Genomic DNA, 15,943 nt, shown 5'->3' on the forward strand with positions numbered 1-15,943 from the left:
TGTCTGTTCTCTTTATTATTTGGAAATAAAATCTTGTCCCGTCATTGCCAGCCAACCGACGCGCAATGCGTCCATGGTCTCCCGTACATCGTGTACCCTGATGATGCGGGCCCCATGCTGCATGCCGATAAGGGCGCATGCCAGACTGCCCGCCAGACGCTCATCCACCGGACGGCCCAGCAGGTTGCCTATCATAGACTTTCGCGACATCCCCACCAATAGCGGCAAGCCATAATCAAGCAGTTCCTTTTGAGCCGCCAACAGCTGATAGTTGTGTGCAAGGGTCTTGCCAAAGCCATATCCAGGATCCAGCAACAGCTCTTCACGACGGATCCCGACCGCCAGACAAGCCGCAATACGCTCATCAAAGAAGGCGCGAACCTCCCCGATCAGGTCCTCATAGTGCGGCTCGACCTGCATGGTTCTCGGCTGCCCCTGCATATGCATCAGACAGACCGGAACCCGAGCTTCGGCCGCGGCTTGCAGTGCTCCAGGTTCTTGCAGTGCCCGCACATCGTTGATCAGATGGGCACCCACCTTGCAACCCTCCCGCATCACAGCCGCTTTGGAGGTATCGAGGGAGATCATCACATCCAGCTCACGGGCCATCTGCTCCACGACAGGAATGACCCTGTCCAGCTCCTCCTGCTCGCTCACATCGGGCGCACCAGGGCGGGTTGACTCGCCACCGATGTCGATGAGGGTCGCACCGTCAGAGACCATCTGGCGCGCATGGGCCATTGCCCGTTCAAACTGGTTGAAATTACCGCCATCGGAGAAGGAGTCGGGCGTCACATTGAGGATCCCCATCACATGGGGACGATCGAGGGAGAGGCTGAGCCCCTTGCTGGTTAACTGCATTTTCATGTCCATCTGATAAAGAAAAACCCCGGGCAAGCCCGGGGTTTGGAGAGTCACGATTATTTGGCCGGCGCGTCGTTGGCTTTGTCGATAGTGACATCCGCCACCGGTGCAGCCTCATCGGCCGGCTTGGCCTCGGCAGCCACGGTGGAACCGCCTTGCGGGGTATCACCGTGCTCGTCATGCCAGTTGCTCGGAGCACGAACCTCGCGACGCGCCATCAGATCATCGATCTGTTTGGCGTCGATGGTTTCATACTTCATCAACGCATCTTTCATGCTGTGCAGTACATCCATGTTATCCAGCAGGATCTGCTTGGCGCGGTCGTAGTTGCGATCAATGACCTGCTTCACCTCGGCATCGATGATGCGCGCAGTGTCGTCGGACATGTGCTTGGCCTTGGCCATGCTGCGGCCGAGGAACACTTCACCATCTTCTTCCGCATAAAGCATCGGGCCGAGACGCTCGGACATACCCCACTGGGTCACCATCTTGCGTGCGATATCGGTAGCTCGCTCGATGTCGTTGGACGCGCCGGTCGAGACCTTCTCGGCACCGTAGATCAACTCTTCCGCCAGACGACCGCCATACAGGCTGGAGATCATCGACTCCAGATGCTGCTTGGAGTGGCTCCAGCGATCCTGCTCAGGCAGGTACATGGTCACACCCAGCGCACGGCCACGCGGAATAATGGAGACCTTGTAAACGGGATCATGATCCGGAACCACGCGACCAATAATGGCGTGACCGGCTTCATGATACGCAGTCATCTCTTTTTCAGACTCTTTCATCACCATGGAGCGACGTTCCGCCCCCATCATGATCTTGTCCTTGGCCTTTTCGAACTCAGCCATGGAGACCACTCGGCGGCTTTCGCGAGCAGAGAAGAGGGCAGCTTCGTTGACCAGGTTGGCCAAATCCGCACCGGAGAAACCGGGTGTACCACGGGCAATCAGCGCCGGATTGACGTCATCCGCCAACGGAACTTTGCGCATGTGCACTTTCAGGATCTGCTCGCGACCACGGACATCCGGCAGACCGACCACAACCTGACGGTCGAAACGGCCCGGACGCAGTAGTGCCGGATCCAGTACATCAGGACGGTTGGTGGCAGCGATGACGATGATCCCTTCATTGCCTTCAAAGCCATCCATCTCGACCAGCATCTGGTTAAGGGTCTGCTCACGCTCATCGTGACCACCGCCCAGACCGGCGCCACGCTGGCGACCGACCGCATCAATTTCATCGATGAAGATGATGCAGGGGGAGGATTTCTTGGCCTGCTCGAACATGTCACGTACCCGGGAGGCACCGACACCCACGAACATCTCCACGAAATCAGAACCTGAGATGGTGAAGAAGGGCACCTTGGCCTCACCCGCAATGGCCTTGGCCAGCAGGGTTTTACCGGTACCGGGAGGACCTACCAGCAGTACGCCAGTCGGGATCTTGCCACCCAGTTTCTGGAATTTGCTCGGGTCGCGCAGATAGTCGACCAGCTCCTTCACCTCTTCCTTGGCTTCATCGCAACCAGCTACATCGGCAAAGGTAGTCTTGATCTGATCTTCACTCATCAGGCGAGCCTTGCTCTTGCCAAACGACATGGCGCCTTTGCCACCGCCGCCCTGCATCTGACGCATGAAGAAGACCCAGACACCGATCAGCAGCAACATCGGGAACCAGGAGATGAAGATAGAGGTCAGCAAAGACGGCTCTTCCGGCTTCTCGCCCATCACCTTGACGTTGTGATTGAGCATATCGTTGAGCAGCTGGGGATCCGGCGCCGGGATGATGGTGGTGAATCGTTCACCAGTACGCTTGACGCCATTAATGACCTTACCGTCCATCCGCACTTCACGGATCTGATCTTGGGTCACCTCTTTAACGAAGCTGGAATAGTCCAGCTGGCGACTGGTGGTATCGCTGGGGCTGAAGCTATTGAACACCGACATCAATACGACGGCGATGACCAGCCACAGGATTAAGTTTTTCGCCATGTCACTCAAATCAGTAACCTCGCAGACTGACAGTTAACGATGAAGGTTAGGGTACTACAGTTTAAAACCGGTAGCCACAATGTAGACTTCCCGTGATCTGGCGCGGGATGAGTCTGGTTTACGAATTTTAACGGCGGAGAAAAGTTTCCGAATTTCATTCAGATAGGCATCAAAGCCCTCCCCCTGAAACACCTTCACCACAAAACTGCCGTCACTGCGCAATACCTGATGACACATGTCCAGAGCCAACTCGACCAGATACATGGCACGAGCCTGATCCACCTGCTGGGTGCCGCTCATGTTGGGGGCCATGTCGGACATCACGACATCGACCTTGTCGGGTCCGACTCGCTCCAGCAAGGCACCGAGTACAGTTTCCTCCCGAAAGTCCCCCTGCAGGAAATCGACACCGGCAATGGGATCCATAGGCAGAATATCGCAGGCGATGACCCGACCCGATTCGCCAACCTGCTCGACCGCGAATTGGGACCAGCCGCCGGGGGCAGCCCCCAAATCCACTACCGTCATGCCATTTTTCAACAGGCGGTCTTTGCCCTGGATCTCGTCGATCTTGAAAACAGCACGGGAACGCAGCCCCAATTTCTGGGCTTTTTTGACGTATTGATCGTCGAAATGTTCTTTTAACCAGCGGGTGGAGCTGGCGGAACGTTTTTTCTGGGTCATGATAATCGGCTTTAAAAAACCACAAGGGTTATTAGTATTAAGGGCTAAGTGGGGGTAGAATACGCCCCTTTCAACCCTGACTTATGAAGAAATTGCGATGATTCTCAACAATAAACAGAAACAGTACCTCAAGGGCCTTGCCCACAGCCTCAAGCCTGTCGTCCTGCTGGGTCAGCACGGTCTGACCGAAGGTGTACTGGCGGAGATCGATCTGGCGCTGAACCATCACGAGCTGATCAAGGTTAAGGTTGCCTCTGAAGATCGCGAGATGAAACAACTGGTTATGGATGCCATCGTCCGTGAAACAGGCTCTGTAAAAGTACAGAGCATGGGTCATGTGCTGACCATCTATCGTCAGGCCAACGAACCCAAAATCCAGCTGCCTCGCAAGTAAAAGGAAAGAGCATTGCTCTTTCCTTATTTCACTTCTTCCCAAGTCGCTTGCCACAGTAGTCGCCAAGCCCTTAACCTGCGATGAATAGTTTCGGACACGCGCCATGGCTCACCATCCTATTCTGACCGACGATGAACTGACCATGTTGCGGGAGCTGGGATGCTCGGAGGCGACCCACCTTCTGAGCGGACATCTCGACAACCCCATGCTTGGCTTGCTGCAAAAAGCCGAACAGCTGGTATTGGAAGCCCGCTATGCAGGCCATCAGTTGCGATTCCCCCTCACCTTTATCCAGAGAGAAGATGGCTTTGTCGAGCCTCGGCTCGCTGCGCCAGTGATCCGGGAGCTGGGGTTTGCCCAGCCAAGAGCTTGGAGACTTGCCCAGAAAGCGACACTGCAAACAGCTCATGGAGTACTCCAAGTGCTGAGCCTTTCGCTCAATGGCCTCATCGTGGAAGATCTGCCCACAGATATGATGGCGGATACTACCTTGCAGGGAACTCTGCAGATCGCCCCAGAGGCGCCATTTCCCTTGCAGGCCAGGCTGGTGAGACGGGTCAAATCTAATGCAGACCGTGCAACCTGGGCACTCAGTTTCCAGATGAGCGAGGCAAACATAGAGCGACTTCGTCACTGGCTGTTTCAGCGCCATCAGGACACCTTCAACGACGCTTACCAACCAGCCTGAAGCGCAACAAACAGGGGAGCAAGTGCTCCCCCGTCTCATCCCGCATTAACTACATCAGATGTAGGCAACGTCCAAGATTTCGTACTCCACATCACCTGCGGGCGTCTTGACGAGCGCCACATCGTCCACTTCCTTGCCAATCAGAGCGCGGGCAATCGGAGAGTTGACAGAGATAAGGTTCTGCTTGATGTCAGCCTCATCGTCACCCACGATGCGGTAGATAACCTCTTCCTCTGTTTCGCTCTTGAGCAGGGTCACGGTGGCACCAAAGATGATGCGACCATTGTTGGTCATCTTGGTGACATCGATCACCTGGGCATTGGAGAGCTTGGCTTCAATTTCCTGAATGCGGCCTTCACAGAACCCCTGCTGCTCACGGGCGGCATGGTATTCGGCGTTTTCCTTCAGATCGCCGTGCTCACGGGCTTCAGCAATCGCTTCGATAATCTGGGGACGAAGCTCGGTCTTGAGATATTCGAGCTCTTCGCGCAGCTTCTCAGCGCCGCGAACAGTCATCGGAGTATGATTCATAGTCGAAACCTGGGTTGCTTGAAAATAGAAGCTGCGGCTATCTGTCAGGACGCCGCAGCACTCGGTTCGGATGGCGCATCTTAATATGAAGCCAACACAAAATCCATGTCGGCCCCCTGATGCAGATCCCGCTTTATCTGTTGCTCCAAGAAATATTACTTTCCTTCCGGTACCGAAATAGGAGAGGAAATGGTCGGTTTGCCCTGCATGATAGCGATCTCTACCCGTCGGTTCATCCGGCGATTCTCGGGAGTATTGTTGGGCACCAATGGTTGGGAATCGGCCATCCCCTGCACGATCAAGCGTCCCTGATCAAATCCTGGGACCTTGATCATCTGGTGTGCCACCGCCACCGCCCGTTGCGACGACAACTCCCAGTTGGACTGGAACAGTTCATCTTCGGTCGCCACGTTGTCGGTGTGACCGGATATGGTGATTTCACCCGGTACATCCTTGAGCAGGGTCGCGACCTTGCGAATAACCGGCCAGAACTGGGGTTGCAGAAACGCCGAGCCAGCCGGGAAGGAGGCTTTTTCCCTGATCCGGATGATGATCTGCTGTCCCAACGCCTCGATTTCGATGGCACCATCCTGGATCTGATCTTTCATCTGCTCGGCCAGCGCCTTTGCCAGGGTATTGGACTGCTGCTGCGCCTTCTGAGCATCCTGAGCTGTGTCCCCCCCCGTCTGCTTGCCATCACTCTTGTCCTGACCACCTGCCTGCTCGGCCTCACCGGGCAAAAAATCCAGCTCGGTCTGGGTCATGTCCATGGTCTGCTGCATCACGGTATCAATCGGGGTTGGCTCTGGGCGGCCAGGACGGAACTCCTGGGCAATGACAGAAGTTCCCTTCGGAATATCTTTCACCTCAAGGATATTCTGGACCCCGAATGCCTTCTCCATGGACCCCGCAATCTGCTTGAACTTCTGCACATCCATCTCGGCAAAGGAGAGCAACAACACGAAAAAGCACATCAGCAGAGACATGAGGTCGGCGAAGGTCCCCATATAACCGGGCAGGCCGGGAGGCGGGCATTTGCAATCAGACATAGGGCTCCCTACTCACTGCCGTTGTTGCGTTTGGACTGGTTCAGATAGTTCTGCAGCATGGACTGGATCACCCGCGGGTTTTGGCCATCCTGGATCCCCATGATGGCATCGAGGATCAGCGAACGGCTAAGGCGCTCTTCGCCGCTGCGCAGTTCCAGCTTGTCGGCTATCGGGATGGCCAGCATGTTGGCTTCGATCGCACCATACAGAGTGGTCAAGAGGGCTACAGCCATGGCAGGACCGATAGATTTGGGATCACTCATATTGGCCAACATGGCCACCAGACCCACCAGCGTACCGATCATCCCCATCGCCGGGCCAAGATCCCCAAGGGTACGGAACACCTTGATCGCAATGACGTGACGTTCGGCAGTCAACTCGATATCCTTTTCCATCACTGCGCGCACTACATCGGCATCATGGCCATCCACCAGCATATCGATCCCTTTTTTCATGAAGGGATTGGGAATCTCGGCCGCTTCAAGCGCCAGAAATCCGCCTTTACGGGCGGCATCGGCAAGCTCAACGGCTTTAACTATGAGGTCTTCCAGCTTGTCGCCCTTGTACATAAAAGCTTTACCAGCGACCTTAAATGCCATCAGAAACTGGCCTAGGTTGAACTTCATCATGGCGATGAAGATGGAGCCCAATACGGTGATGTAGACCGATGGCATGTCGACGTACATGCTCATGGGGCCCCCCAGCAGCATGCCGTACACCACCACCCCGAAACCCAGCACTATCCCTATCAGACTGCCTAGATCCACGTCCCTACTCCTGTCACCGGTTCTTATTCCCAATTATAGTTTGTTGAATTTTCTGCTATTGCGACCCAAGCGGCAAGCATGCATCCACTGAGAATCATGGTTCATTATCGGCCAGTTTATCGAGAGTTTGAGGAGGCAGCGTTTTTCTGCCTCCCCCCTGTGGACGGTCGATGTTAATATAAGCCGTTTTTTTCAATCCCCGAGGATGGACATGGCCAGTAAAAAAATCGACCGCCTGAGTTTTGATGCCACTCTCGAAGAGCTGGAAACCATCGTTCATCAGCTGGAACAAGGTTCCCTACCCCTGGAAGAGGCGCTCAAACAGTTCGAGCAAGGCGTTCATCTGGTACGGGCCGGTCAGCAGAAGCTGGAACTGGCCGAACAGAAGATCCAGATCCTGCTCAGTCAAGCCGATGGCAGCGACCAGCTCGCCCCCTTCCAGCCAGAACAAGGAGAGGAGTGAGTGGCGCTGGACCATTTTTCCCGTCTGCATCGTCAGCGAATTGACGACTGTCTGTCAGCACAACTTGAATCCTTGCCCGCCATGGCGCCACGCCTGCGCGATGCCATGAGTTACGGCCTGCTGCTGGGCGGCAAGCGGGTGCGCCCCTTCCTGGTCTACGCCGTCGGCGAGATGCTGGGCGTAAAGAGCGAGCTGCTGGATGGCCCAGCCGCAGCGGTGGAGTGCATCCACGCCTACTCCCTGCTGCACGATGACCTGCCAGCCATGGATGACGACGATCTGCGTCGCGGCCAACCAACCGTCCACAAGGCGTTTGATGAGGGCACCGCCATTCTGGCCGGTGATGCGCTGCAGACCCTGGCGTTCTCCATTCTGGCCGATCACCCCATGCCCGATACTTTGATGGCCAACCGGGTGCGGATGCTGAGTACCCTCGCCCGCGCCTCCGGCTATCTTGGTATGTGTGGCGGTCAAGCGCTGGATCTGCAGGCCGAAGGTCGCCAGATCTCACTGGCCGAGCTGGAACAGGTACACCGCCACAAGACCGGTGCACTGATTGAATGTGCCGTGGCGCTCGGCGCCCTGTGCAAAGCCGATGTCGATGACGCCACGCTGGCTGCCCTGCAAACCTATGCCGCCGCAATTGGCCTCGCCTTTCAGGTGCAGGATGACATCCTTGACATCACAGGTGATACCGCCACCTTGGGCAAGCCACAAGGTTCTGACCTGGCGCTGGAGAAGAGTACCTATCCGGCCCTGCTCGGACTCGAAAATGCCCGTGAGCTGGCTCGCGAACTGCATGGGAAAGCCTTAACAGCCCTGCAATCCTTGCCCTACAATACCGACATTCTGGAAGCGTTTGCCGATTACATCATCGAGCGAACCCACTAAACGCTGGATAACAGTAACAATATGAGCGTTGATATTAGCAATTTCCCCAACCTGGCCCTCGCGGACACTCCGGTCGAGCTGCGTTCCTTGCCCAAAGATCGGCTGCCGGTGCTGTGCAACGAGCTGCGCGAATATCTGCTGCGCTCTGTCAGCCGCTCCAGCGGACACTTTGCCTCCGGTCTCGGCACGGTCGAACTGACCGTGGCCCTGCACTACGTCTACAACACCCCGTTCGATCGGCTGATCTGGGATGTGGGCCATCAGGCCTATCCCCACAAGATCCTGACCGGGCGCCGTGACCAGATCCACACCATCCGGCAGAAAGATGGCCTGCACCCCTTCCCCTGGCGCGGCGAGAGCGAGTACGACGTGCTCTCCGTCGGCCACTCCAGCACCTCCATTGGTGCGGCGCTCGGTATGGCGGTCGCCGCCGAGAGTGAAGGGCTGGGTCGCAAGGTGGTAGCGGTAATTGGTGATGGTGCCATTACCGCAGGGATGGCCTTTGAAGCGCTCAACCACGCCGGCGATGTCCATAAAGACATGCTGGTGATCCTCAACGACAACGAGATGTCCATCTCCGAGAATGTCGGGGCGCTCAACAACCATCTGGCCCGGGTCATGTCCGGCAAGCTCTACACCACCATCCGCGAAGGTGGCAAGAAGGTGCTGGCCGGTCTGCCACCGGTCAAGGAGCTGGCCAAGCGGGCCGAAGAGCACCTCAAGGGGATGGTGGTGCCCGGCACCCTGTTCGAGGAGTTCGGCTTCAACTATATCGGCCCCATCGACGGTCACGATATCGAGGCGCTGGTCGAGACCCTGCGCAACATGCGCAATCTCAAGGGCCCACAGCTGCTGCATGTCAAGACCAAGAAGGGCAAGGGTTACGAGCCGGCGGAGAAAGACCCCATCGGTTATCACGCTGTGCCCAAGTTCAATCCTGACGAGTGTTCCCTGCCGAAAGCGAGCGCCGCCAAACCAACCTTCTCCGCCATCTTTGGCCAATGGCTGTGCGACATGGCCGCCAAAGACGAGAAGCTGGTCGGTATCACCCCCGCCATGCGTGAAGGCTCGGGGCTGGTGAAATTCAGCCAGCAATATCCTGATCGTTACTTCGACGTGGCGATTGCCGAGCAACATGCGGTCACGTTCGCCGCAGGTCTCGCCATCGCCGACAAGAAGCCGGTGGTCGCCATCTATTCGAGCTTCCTGCAGCGTGCCTACGATCAGGTGATCCACGATGTGGCGCTGCAAGATCTGCCGGTGCTGTTCGCCATCGACCGGGCCGGTCTGGTGGGGGCCGATGGTCCGACCCATCAGGGGGCGTTCGACATCAGCTTCCTGCGCACCGTGCCCAACATGGTGGTGATGACGCCATCTGACGAGAACGAGTGCCGCCAGATGCTCTATACCGGCTATCTCCATCAGGGCCCTGCCGCAGTGCGCTATCCGCGCGGCAGCAGCCTGAGCGACGCCCCCATCTCGTCAGAAATGCAGGCACTGGAGCTCGGCAAGGGACGAATCCTGCGAGAGGGCAAGGGCACTGCCATTCTGGCGTTTGGCACCTTGCTGCACCACGCGAAAGCGGCGGCCGAAGCGCTCGATGCCACCTTGGTGGACATGCGCTTCGTCAAACCGATGGATGAGGCGCTGGTGCTGTCGCTGGCGGCCAGCCACGATCACTTCGTCACCATCGAAGATAATGCCATCATGGGTGGCGCCGGTTCGGCGGTGAACGAGTTGCTGATGCGCAATAAACAGTGCAAGCCGGTGCTCAACCTCGGCCTGCCGGATCGCTTCGTCGAACAGGGCACCCAGCAGGAGATCTATGCCCTGCTCGGTCTGGACGATGCAGGCATCCAGCGCAGCATCGAAAGCTGGCTGCAAGCCTGATAACGCTTGAAGCTATCAAACAAAAGAAGGGCGCCTCATTGGCGCCCTTCTTGTTCTTCATAATCTAGAACCTGTTCAAGAACTGTTGCGAGAAGTCCGTCAACAAGGTAAAGAGCAGCGCAGGAACCGGAGTATATGTGAATACATGAGGATTCCGAGCAGCACATGAGCCTTGATCACGGCCTCGCAGTAAGTTCTTGCGCAGGTTATCAACCTTTGTAGATCTTGGGGTTAAACACATCCCGCAGCCAGTCGCCCAGCAGGTTGATGACCAGCACCAGCACCACCAGACAGATTCCCGGGAAGGCGGTGATCCACCAGGAGCCGGAGAAGATGTAGTTGAAGCCGACGCTGATAAGCGAACCGAGCGAGGGCTGATCAACCGGCATCCCCAGACCGAGGAAGGAGAGCGCCGCCTCGCTCATGATGGCGTTGGCCACCTGCACGGTGGAGATAACCAGAATGGGCGACAAACAGTTGGGCAGAATGTGGCGGAACATGATGCGCGGGGCGCGGAACCCCATCACCTTGGCTGCTTCCACATACTCCTTCTTCTTCTCCGCCAACACAGAGGCGCGCACAGTACGGGCATACTGCGGCCACTCGGCGATACCGATGATCACCACCAGCATCATAATGGCAAACTTCGAGTAGAACTCGGAGCCAAAGGTTGCCTGAAAGATGGCGGAGATGATGATCGCCACCATCATGGTGGAGAACGACAGCTGCACATCGGCAAAGCGCATCAACAGGTTGTCAATGCGACCACCGAAATAACCGGCAATCAGACCGATGACGATACCGAGCACCAACTGCAGCGCCACCGCAAACAGGCCGATGGTGAGGGAGATACGGGCGCCATAGAGGATGGTGCTCCAGATATCCCGCCCTTGGTTGTCGGTACCAAGCCAGAAACGCTCCTCGCCGCCTTCGAGCCAGGAGGGGGGCAACTCGGCATCCATCAGATCAAAACTGGTCTGGTCATAGACGTTGTGCGGGGCGAGCCAGGGCGCCAGCAGCGCCGCCAGCACAAATACCACGAACACCGCAAAGCTGAACATGGCTACCTTGTCCCGCAGGAAGTAGTAGACGATGTCAGAGTTCTTGAATCGTGCCCAACGGCTTGGGCTTGCAGTTACAGCGTTACTCATGCTTACCCCTTGGCAGTCAGGTTAACGGTCGGGTTAATCAACCCGTAGAGCAGGTCGACCAGGGTATTGGTCACCACGAAGATCAGTCCCACGAAGATGACGTAGGCGGTGATGAGGGGCGTATCGACCCGGTGGATCGCCTCAAGGAACAGGAAGCCGGTGCCCGGCCACTGGAACACGCTCTCGGTCAGAATGGTGTAGGCCACCATGGTGCCGATCTGCACCCCGCCGACGGTAATGACCGGCAGCATGGTGTTTTTGAGAGCGTGCTGATAGTAGACCTTGTTGTTATCCAGCCCTTTGGCGCGGGCGAATTTGACGTACTCGGAAGAGAGCTGCTCCAGCATCTCGGAACGCACCAACCGGATAAACAGCGGCAGCATGATGGAAGAGAGCGACACCGCGGGCAGGATCAGGTGCAGGATACCATCCCAGGTGAAGAAGCCCGACTCCCAGCCCAGCAGGTTACGGGTCTCGCCGCGGCCATAGGCAGGCAGCCAGCCCAGCTGGATGGAGAAGAGGTACATCAGCATGATGGCGGTCAAAAATACCGGGATCGAGATACCGATACTGCTCCCCGCCATGATGATCTTGGTGGGAATGCTGCGCGGGCGGATCGCCGAATAGACACCGAGTGGAATGGAGACCACCACGATGATGAGCGCGGCAGCAAACACCAGTTCAAGGGTAGCCACCAGCTTGTCGAGGATCACCTCGAGAGCGGGTCGCTTGAAGAAATAGGAGGTGCCCAAATCACCATGCACCGCATTTTTCAAAAAGCGGCTGTATTTGATGAGGAAGGGATCGTTAAGGCCCATCTTCTCGCGCAACTCGTGACGCTGGGCTTCGGAGACGGATTGTCCCACCAGCTCGCGCAACGGGTCACCCAGGTTATCCTGGATGGAGAAGGCGACCAGGCTGATGACGAACATCACTATCACGGCCTGATAGAACCGTTTCAGCAGGAATGTAAACATGCTTGTCCTTCTACGTGGCCTGTGTCGTGGCACAGGCTTCTGTTAGTGGGCGGAGTGACCAGCTGACCACCCCGCCCCGTCCTTCCTTGCGACGTTCTCTTACTTGCTGACCACCAGGTCACCCAGGTAAGGGAAGTTCATCACGTTGACCACCGGCTTGATGTCGACGTTCTTCTTGGCGCCATAGGCCAGATCTTCCCAGTGCAACGGCACGTAGGCAGCATCTTCGATCAGCATGGCTTCGACCTTCTTCAGCATCTCGGCACGCTTGGCCGGATCGGTCTCGGCGTTGGCATCCATCACCAGCTTGTCAGCTTCGGCGTTGGCATAACCGGCGCAGTTGTACTGACCCATACCGGTCTTGGCGTCCTTGGTGAAGGTCAGGAACTCGAAGAAGTTCGCGGTATCTTCGGTGTCGGAGTGCCAGCCGATCAGCTGCATGTCCGCGGCGCACTTGTCAAACTCGGGCCAGTACTGGGCCACCGGCATGGTCTTCAGATCCACCTTGATGTTGATCTTGGCCAGCATGGCGGAGACAGCCTGGGCAATCTTGACGTCGTTGACGTAGCGGGCTGCCGGGGAGATGAAGGTCATCTTGAAGCCTTTCTCGTAACCGGCCTCTTTCATCAGCTCCTTGGCCTTGGCCAGATCATACTGGGGTACCAGCGCCTCGTTGTGACCGGCATAGCCTTTCGGGCTCAGCTGACCAGCAGGGGTACCGAAGCCCTTGTTGATCTTCTCGACGATACCCACCTGGTTGATGGCGTAGTTGATGGCCTGACGCACGCGCTTGTCTTTCAGCGCCGGATTAGTGTTCTGGTTCAGCTCGATGATGATGGCACGGGTACCGGACAGGGTAACCAGCTGGGAGTCCTTGCCATTCTTCACGCGCTCCAGATCGTTCGGCGCAACCGGATAGATCATGTCCACGTCGCCACCCAGCAGGGCTGCAACACGGGTCGCATCTTCCTTGATCGGCACTACGGTCAGGTTCTCGACGTTACCCTTGGAGGCTTTATCCCAGTAGTTGGCGTTGCGGGCATAATCCAGCTTCACACCCTGCTCGCGGAACTTGACAGTGAACGGGCCAGTACCGGAGACGTGGGTAGAGGCATAGGAGTCGCCGTTTTTGACGATCTCGGCCTTGTCTTTGCCCGCTTCGGTCTTGCCGGTGTAGAACTTGGAGTCCATCGGGAAGATGTAGGTGACGGTCTGCAGCACCAGCGGGAAGGGCTTGGCGGTAATCAGATCGACGGTGTAGTCATCGACCTTCTTCACTTCGCTGATGGGATCGAAGATCGCCTTGAAGTCGACGGAGGATTTCAGGCGGTTGACGGTCCACACCACGTCGTCAGCGGTGAAGTCGTTACCGGAGTGGAACTTGACCCCTTTGCGCAGGTGGAAGCGGACGGTCTTGTCGTCAATACGCTCATACTTCTCGGCCAGACGGGGCTCGAACTGCAGGTCCTGGGTGTAACGCATCAGGGGATCGAATACCAGGTGCGACATCTCCAGGGTCTGACCGGAGAGCTGCTCCTGCGGATCCAGCGAAGTGGCGTCAGAAGCGACACCCACCTTGATATCAGCGGCTGAGACACTGAAGGCGAAACCGGCGGCAAACAGCGCCAGGGCAATCTTGGACAATCCTTTCTTCATCTTGTTCTCCATGCTTTTGGCTTTCTTATGACACTTTTTTTGACAAGCAGACCGGCGCACCGGCGCTCTCCTAGCTTGCGATTTCCAGCCCCTCGCGGGACATTCCCTTGAACTCCGGCATGAGGGAGATCAGCTTGCGGCTGTACTCATGCTCGGCATTGGTAAAGAGTTTCTCGGTCTCGGCCACTTCCACCAGATGACCGTGCTGCATCACCCCGATGCGGTCGCACATCTGGCGGATCACCGGCAGATCGTGGCTGATGAACAGCATGGTGAGCTTGAGCTCCTGCTGCAAATCCTTGAGCAGGTTGAGGATCTGGGCCTGCACCGACACATCCAGCGCCGAGGTCGGCTCGTCGCAGATGAGGAAGCGCGGGCGAGTGGCCAGGGCGCGGGCAATGGAGATGCGCTGACGCTGACCGCCGGAGAACTCGTGGGGATACTTGAGGCCAGCACCACGACCGAGACCCACGTGATCCAGCAGATCGCCGACGATCCCCTCGATCTGGCTCTCGCTGCTCGCCAGCTGATGGAAGCGGATCGGCTCGGCAATGATGTCGCGCACCTTCATCCGCGGGTTCATCGACGAATAGGGGTTCTGGAACACCATCTGCATCTGGCGACGCAGCGGGCGACGCTCGCGCTCGCTCTTGAGAGCGGTCAGATCGATCCCCTCAAAGAAGATTTTGCCGGTATCAGGCGGATAGAGACCGGTGATGGCGCGGGCAATAGTCGATTTGCCGGAGCCCGATTCCCCCACCAGACCGAAGGTCTCCCCTTCGAAGATCTCGAAGCTGATGTTGTTGCAGGCGCGCACATACTGGCGGCGGCTCGGGAAGATGGAGTCCTTGGTGACGAACTTCAGATCGACGTTCTCCACCCGCAGCAGCGCCCCTTCATAGGCACGCTCGTCCTGACTCTGGCCAAGCCAGTGGGTCTTGAGGTCAATATTGGTATCCGGCGCACTGGCATCCTCGATATAGGAGACCAGCGGGAAACGCACCAGCTTCACGTCGGAGCGAGGTACCGCCGAGATGAGGCTGCGGGTATAGGGGTGATTGGGGCTGCCCAGTACCTGTTCGGTCAGGCCGAACTCCACCAGATCGCCGCGATACATCACCGCCACCTTGTCGGTAACGTTGGAGACCACCCCCATGTCGTGGGTCACCAGCATGCAGCCCACCTGACGCTCTTTGCAGAGGGCGCGGATAAGCTGGAGGATCTGATCCTGGATGGATACGTCGAGCGCCGTGGTCGGCTCATCGGCGATGATCAGCTCCGGATCGCAGGAGAGCGCAATGGCGATAACCACCCGCTGACGCATGCCACCGGAGAACTGGTGCGGATACTGCTTGATACGCAGCTCCGGCTGCGGAATACCCACCGCCCCCATCAGCTCCAGCGCCTTGGCAAAAGCAGCTTCGCGAGAGAGGTCGGTATTGGCCAGAATGGTCTCCACCAACTGATGCTCAACGGTGAACAGCGGGTTGAGGGAGGTCATGGGGTCCTGGAAGATGAACCCGATACGGGAGCCACGGATGGCCCGCATCTCGTTCTGGCTCTTGCCGGAGATGAGCTCGCCATTGAGATAGATATCGCCACGGGCGATGCGACCCGGCGGGCTCAGGAGGTCGATAACGGCGTTGCCGATGGTGGACTTGCCGGCGCCGGATTCACCGACCACCCCGACAATCTCACCCTTTTCGATAGAGAAAGAGAGATCCTTCACCGCGGCCAGCACCCCGTAGCGGGAGGGGTACTCGATCCGCAAGTTCTTTACTTCGAGCAAGGACATGTTTACCTCTGCGGGGGACATCCGTCCCAAATAATTCGTCCGTAAATCAGCCGCAGATGCCGGTTGTTACCTTGGGCAATATTTGCTCAATCCATGAGGCAGCGAAACCAGCGATCCGGGCGGGTTTTTTGCATTTTTTTGGAATAACC

General features: G+C 57.3%; 15 protein-coding genes. 5 read left to right on the forward strand and 10 right to left on the reverse strand.

Features of this window, described 5'->3' with window-relative positions; genetic code table 11:
* Positions 1-15 precede the first annotated feature (15 nt).
* From folP to rlmE, 3 genes are read right to left on the reverse strand one after another with little or no spacing between them, the layout of a single operon-like run.
* Complete coding sequence (folP, locus tag G5287_RS15375; RefSeq protein ID WP_421172950.1) at positions 16-861, reverse strand: dihydropteroate synthase; 846 nt, start codon at positions 859-861, stop codon at positions 16-18.
* A gap of 59 nt (positions 862-920) precedes the next feature.
* Positions 921-2,867, reverse strand: a complete 1,947-nt coding sequence (gene ftsH / locus G5287_RS15380; RefSeq protein WP_216951949.1) for an ATP-dependent zinc metalloprotease FtsH — start codon at positions 2,865-2,867, stop codon at positions 921-923.
* Positions 2,868-2,912: 45 nt separating this feature from the next.
* Entirely contained in the window at positions 2,913-3,542 is a 630-nt protein-coding gene (gene rlmE / locus G5287_RS15385) for a 23S rRNA (uridine(2552)-2'-O)-methyltransferase RlmE (protein ID WP_216951950.1), read from the reverse strand.
* Between the two features lie 97 nt (positions 3,543-3,639).
* On the opposite strand from rlmE, the gene yhbY reads away from it, so the two are divergent.
* Both yhbY and G5287_RS15395 read left to right on the forward strand, forming a co-directional pair.
* Positions 3,640-3,936 carry a ribosome assembly RNA-binding protein YhbY gene (gene yhbY / locus G5287_RS15390; RefSeq protein ID WP_033114153.1) on the forward strand — a complete coding sequence of 99 codons (297 nt, stop codon included), beginning with the start codon at positions 3,640-3,642 and terminating at the stop codon, positions 3,934-3,936.
* 103 nt (positions 3,937-4,039) lie between these two features.
* Positions 4,040-4,624: a PilZ domain-containing protein gene (locus G5287_RS15395; RefSeq protein ID WP_421172949.1), complete on the forward strand. Its 585-nt coding sequence runs from the start codon at positions 4,040-4,042 to the stop codon at positions 4,622-4,624.
* 54 nt (positions 4,625-4,678) lie between these two features.
* On the opposite strand, the gene greA is transcribed toward G5287_RS15395, so the two are convergent.
* The 3 genes from greA to pomA form a co-directional block, all read right to left on the reverse strand.
* Positions 4,679-5,155 (reverse strand): transcription elongation factor GreA, encoded by a 477-nt coding sequence (greA, locus tag G5287_RS15400; RefSeq protein WP_216951952.1) that lies wholly within the window; start codon positions 5,153-5,155, stop codon positions 4,679-4,681.
* A 155-nt stretch (positions 5,156-5,310) separates the two neighbouring features.
* Positions 5,311-6,204, reverse strand: a complete 894-nt coding sequence (locus G5287_RS15405) for a flagellar motor protein MotB (RefSeq protein ID WP_216951953.1) — start codon at positions 6,202-6,204, stop codon at positions 5,311-5,313.
* 8 nt (positions 6,205-6,212) lie between these two features.
* Positions 6,213-6,971: a flagellar motor protein PomA gene (gene pomA, locus G5287_RS15410; protein WP_216951954.1), complete on the reverse strand. Its 759-nt coding sequence runs from the start codon at positions 6,969-6,971 to the stop codon at positions 6,213-6,215.
* 211 nt (positions 6,972-7,182) lie between these two features.
* Here pomA and xseB point away from each other — a divergent pair, with 211 nt between their 5' ends.
* Genes xseB through dxs form a run of 3 tightly spaced genes read left to right on the forward strand, consistent with a single transcriptional unit; the run spans position 7,183 to position 10,215 of the window.
* The gene (gene xseB, locus G5287_RS15415; RefSeq protein ID WP_005338838.1) at positions 7,183-7,434 is read left to right on the forward strand and encodes an exodeoxyribonuclease VII small subunit; all 252 of its coding nucleotides are present in this window, start codon (positions 7,183-7,185) and stop codon (positions 7,432-7,434) included.
* Complete coding sequence (gene ispA, locus G5287_RS15420) at positions 7,435-8,325, forward strand: (2E,6E)-farnesyl diphosphate synthase (protein WP_421172947.1); 891 nt, start codon at positions 7,435-7,437, stop codon at positions 8,323-8,325.
* Between the two features lie 21 nt (positions 8,326-8,346).
* Complete coding sequence (gene dxs, locus G5287_RS15425; RefSeq protein ID WP_216951957.1) at positions 8,347-10,215, forward strand: 1-deoxy-D-xylulose-5-phosphate synthase; 1,869 nt, start codon at positions 8,347-8,349, stop codon at positions 10,213-10,215.
* 209 nt (positions 10,216-10,424) lie between these two features.
* Here dxs and G5287_RS15430 read toward each other — a convergent pair whose 3' ends face one another.
* The 4 genes from G5287_RS15430 to G5287_RS15445 form a co-directional block, all read right to left on the reverse strand.
* Entirely contained in the window at positions 10,425-11,366 is a 942-nt protein-coding gene (locus G5287_RS15430; protein WP_040068611.1) for an ABC transporter permease, read from the reverse strand.
* 2 nt (positions 11,367-11,368) lie between these two features.
* A complete protein-coding gene (locus tag G5287_RS15435) occupies positions 11,369-12,343 on the reverse strand; it encodes an ABC transporter permease (protein ID WP_005349514.1) in 975 nt (324 codons plus the stop codon).
* Positions 12,344-12,442: 99 nt separating this feature from the next.
* A complete protein-coding gene (locus G5287_RS15440) occupies positions 12,443-13,999 on the reverse strand; it encodes an ABC transporter substrate-binding protein (protein ID WP_103250977.1) in 1,557 nt (518 codons plus the stop codon).
* 70 nt (positions 14,000-14,069) lie between these two features.
* Entirely contained in the window at positions 14,070-15,794 is a 1,725-nt protein-coding gene (locus tag G5287_RS15445; protein WP_100654430.1) for a dipeptide ABC transporter ATP-binding protein, read from the reverse strand.
* Positions 15,795-15,943: the final 149 nt, after the last annotated feature.

Origin of the sequence: Aeromonas sp. 603079, from assembly GCF_049172135.1 — a bacterium.
In the GTDB taxonomy this organism is placed as follows: Bacteria; Pseudomonadota; Gammaproteobacteria; order Enterobacterales; family Aeromonadaceae; genus Aeromonas; species Aeromonas veronii.

Coding starts and splice junctions, on each gene's coding strand:
- greA (WP_216951952.1), bottom strand. CDS start 5,155: ATGAATCATACTCCGATGACTGTTCGCGGCGCTGAGAAGCTGCGCGAA.
- G5287_RS15435 (WP_005349514.1), bottom strand. CDS start 12,343: ATGTTTACATTCCTGCTGAAACGGTTCTATCAGGCCGTGATAGTGATG.
- yhbY (WP_033114153.1), top strand. CDS start 3,640: ATGATTCTCAACAATAAACAGAAACAGTACCTCAAGGGCCTTGCCCAC.
- G5287_RS15405 (WP_216951953.1), bottom strand. CDS start 6,204: ATGTCTGATTGCAAATGCCCGCCTCCCGGCCTGCCCGGTTATATGGGG.
- G5287_RS15430 (WP_040068611.1), bottom strand. CDS start 11,366: ATGAGTAACGCTGTAACTGCAAGCCCAAGCCGTTGGGCACGATTCAAG.
- G5287_RS15440 (WP_103250977.1), bottom strand. CDS start 13,999: ATGAAGAAAGGATTGTCCAAGATTGCCCTGGCGCTGTTTGCCGCCGGT.
- dxs (WP_216951957.1), top strand. CDS start 8,347: ATGAGCGTTGATATTAGCAATTTCCCCAACCTGGCCCTCGCGGACACT.
- G5287_RS15395 (WP_421172949.1), top strand. CDS start 4,040: ATGGCTCACCATCCTATTCTGACCGACGATGAACTGACCATGTTGCGG.
- folP (WP_421172950.1), bottom strand. CDS start 861: ATGCAGTTAACCAGCAAGGGGCTCAGCCTCTCCCTCGATCGTCCCCAT.
- rlmE (WP_216951950.1), bottom strand. CDS start 3,542: ATGACCCAGAAAAAACGTTCCGCCAGCTCCACCCGCTGGTTAAAAGAA.
- G5287_RS15445 (WP_100654430.1), bottom strand. CDS start 15,794: ATGTCCTTGCTCGAAGTAAAGAACTTGCGGATCGAGTACCCCTCCCGC.
- xseB (WP_005338838.1), top strand. CDS start 7,183: ATGGCCAGTAAAAAAATCGACCGCCTGAGTTTTGATGCCACTCTCGAA.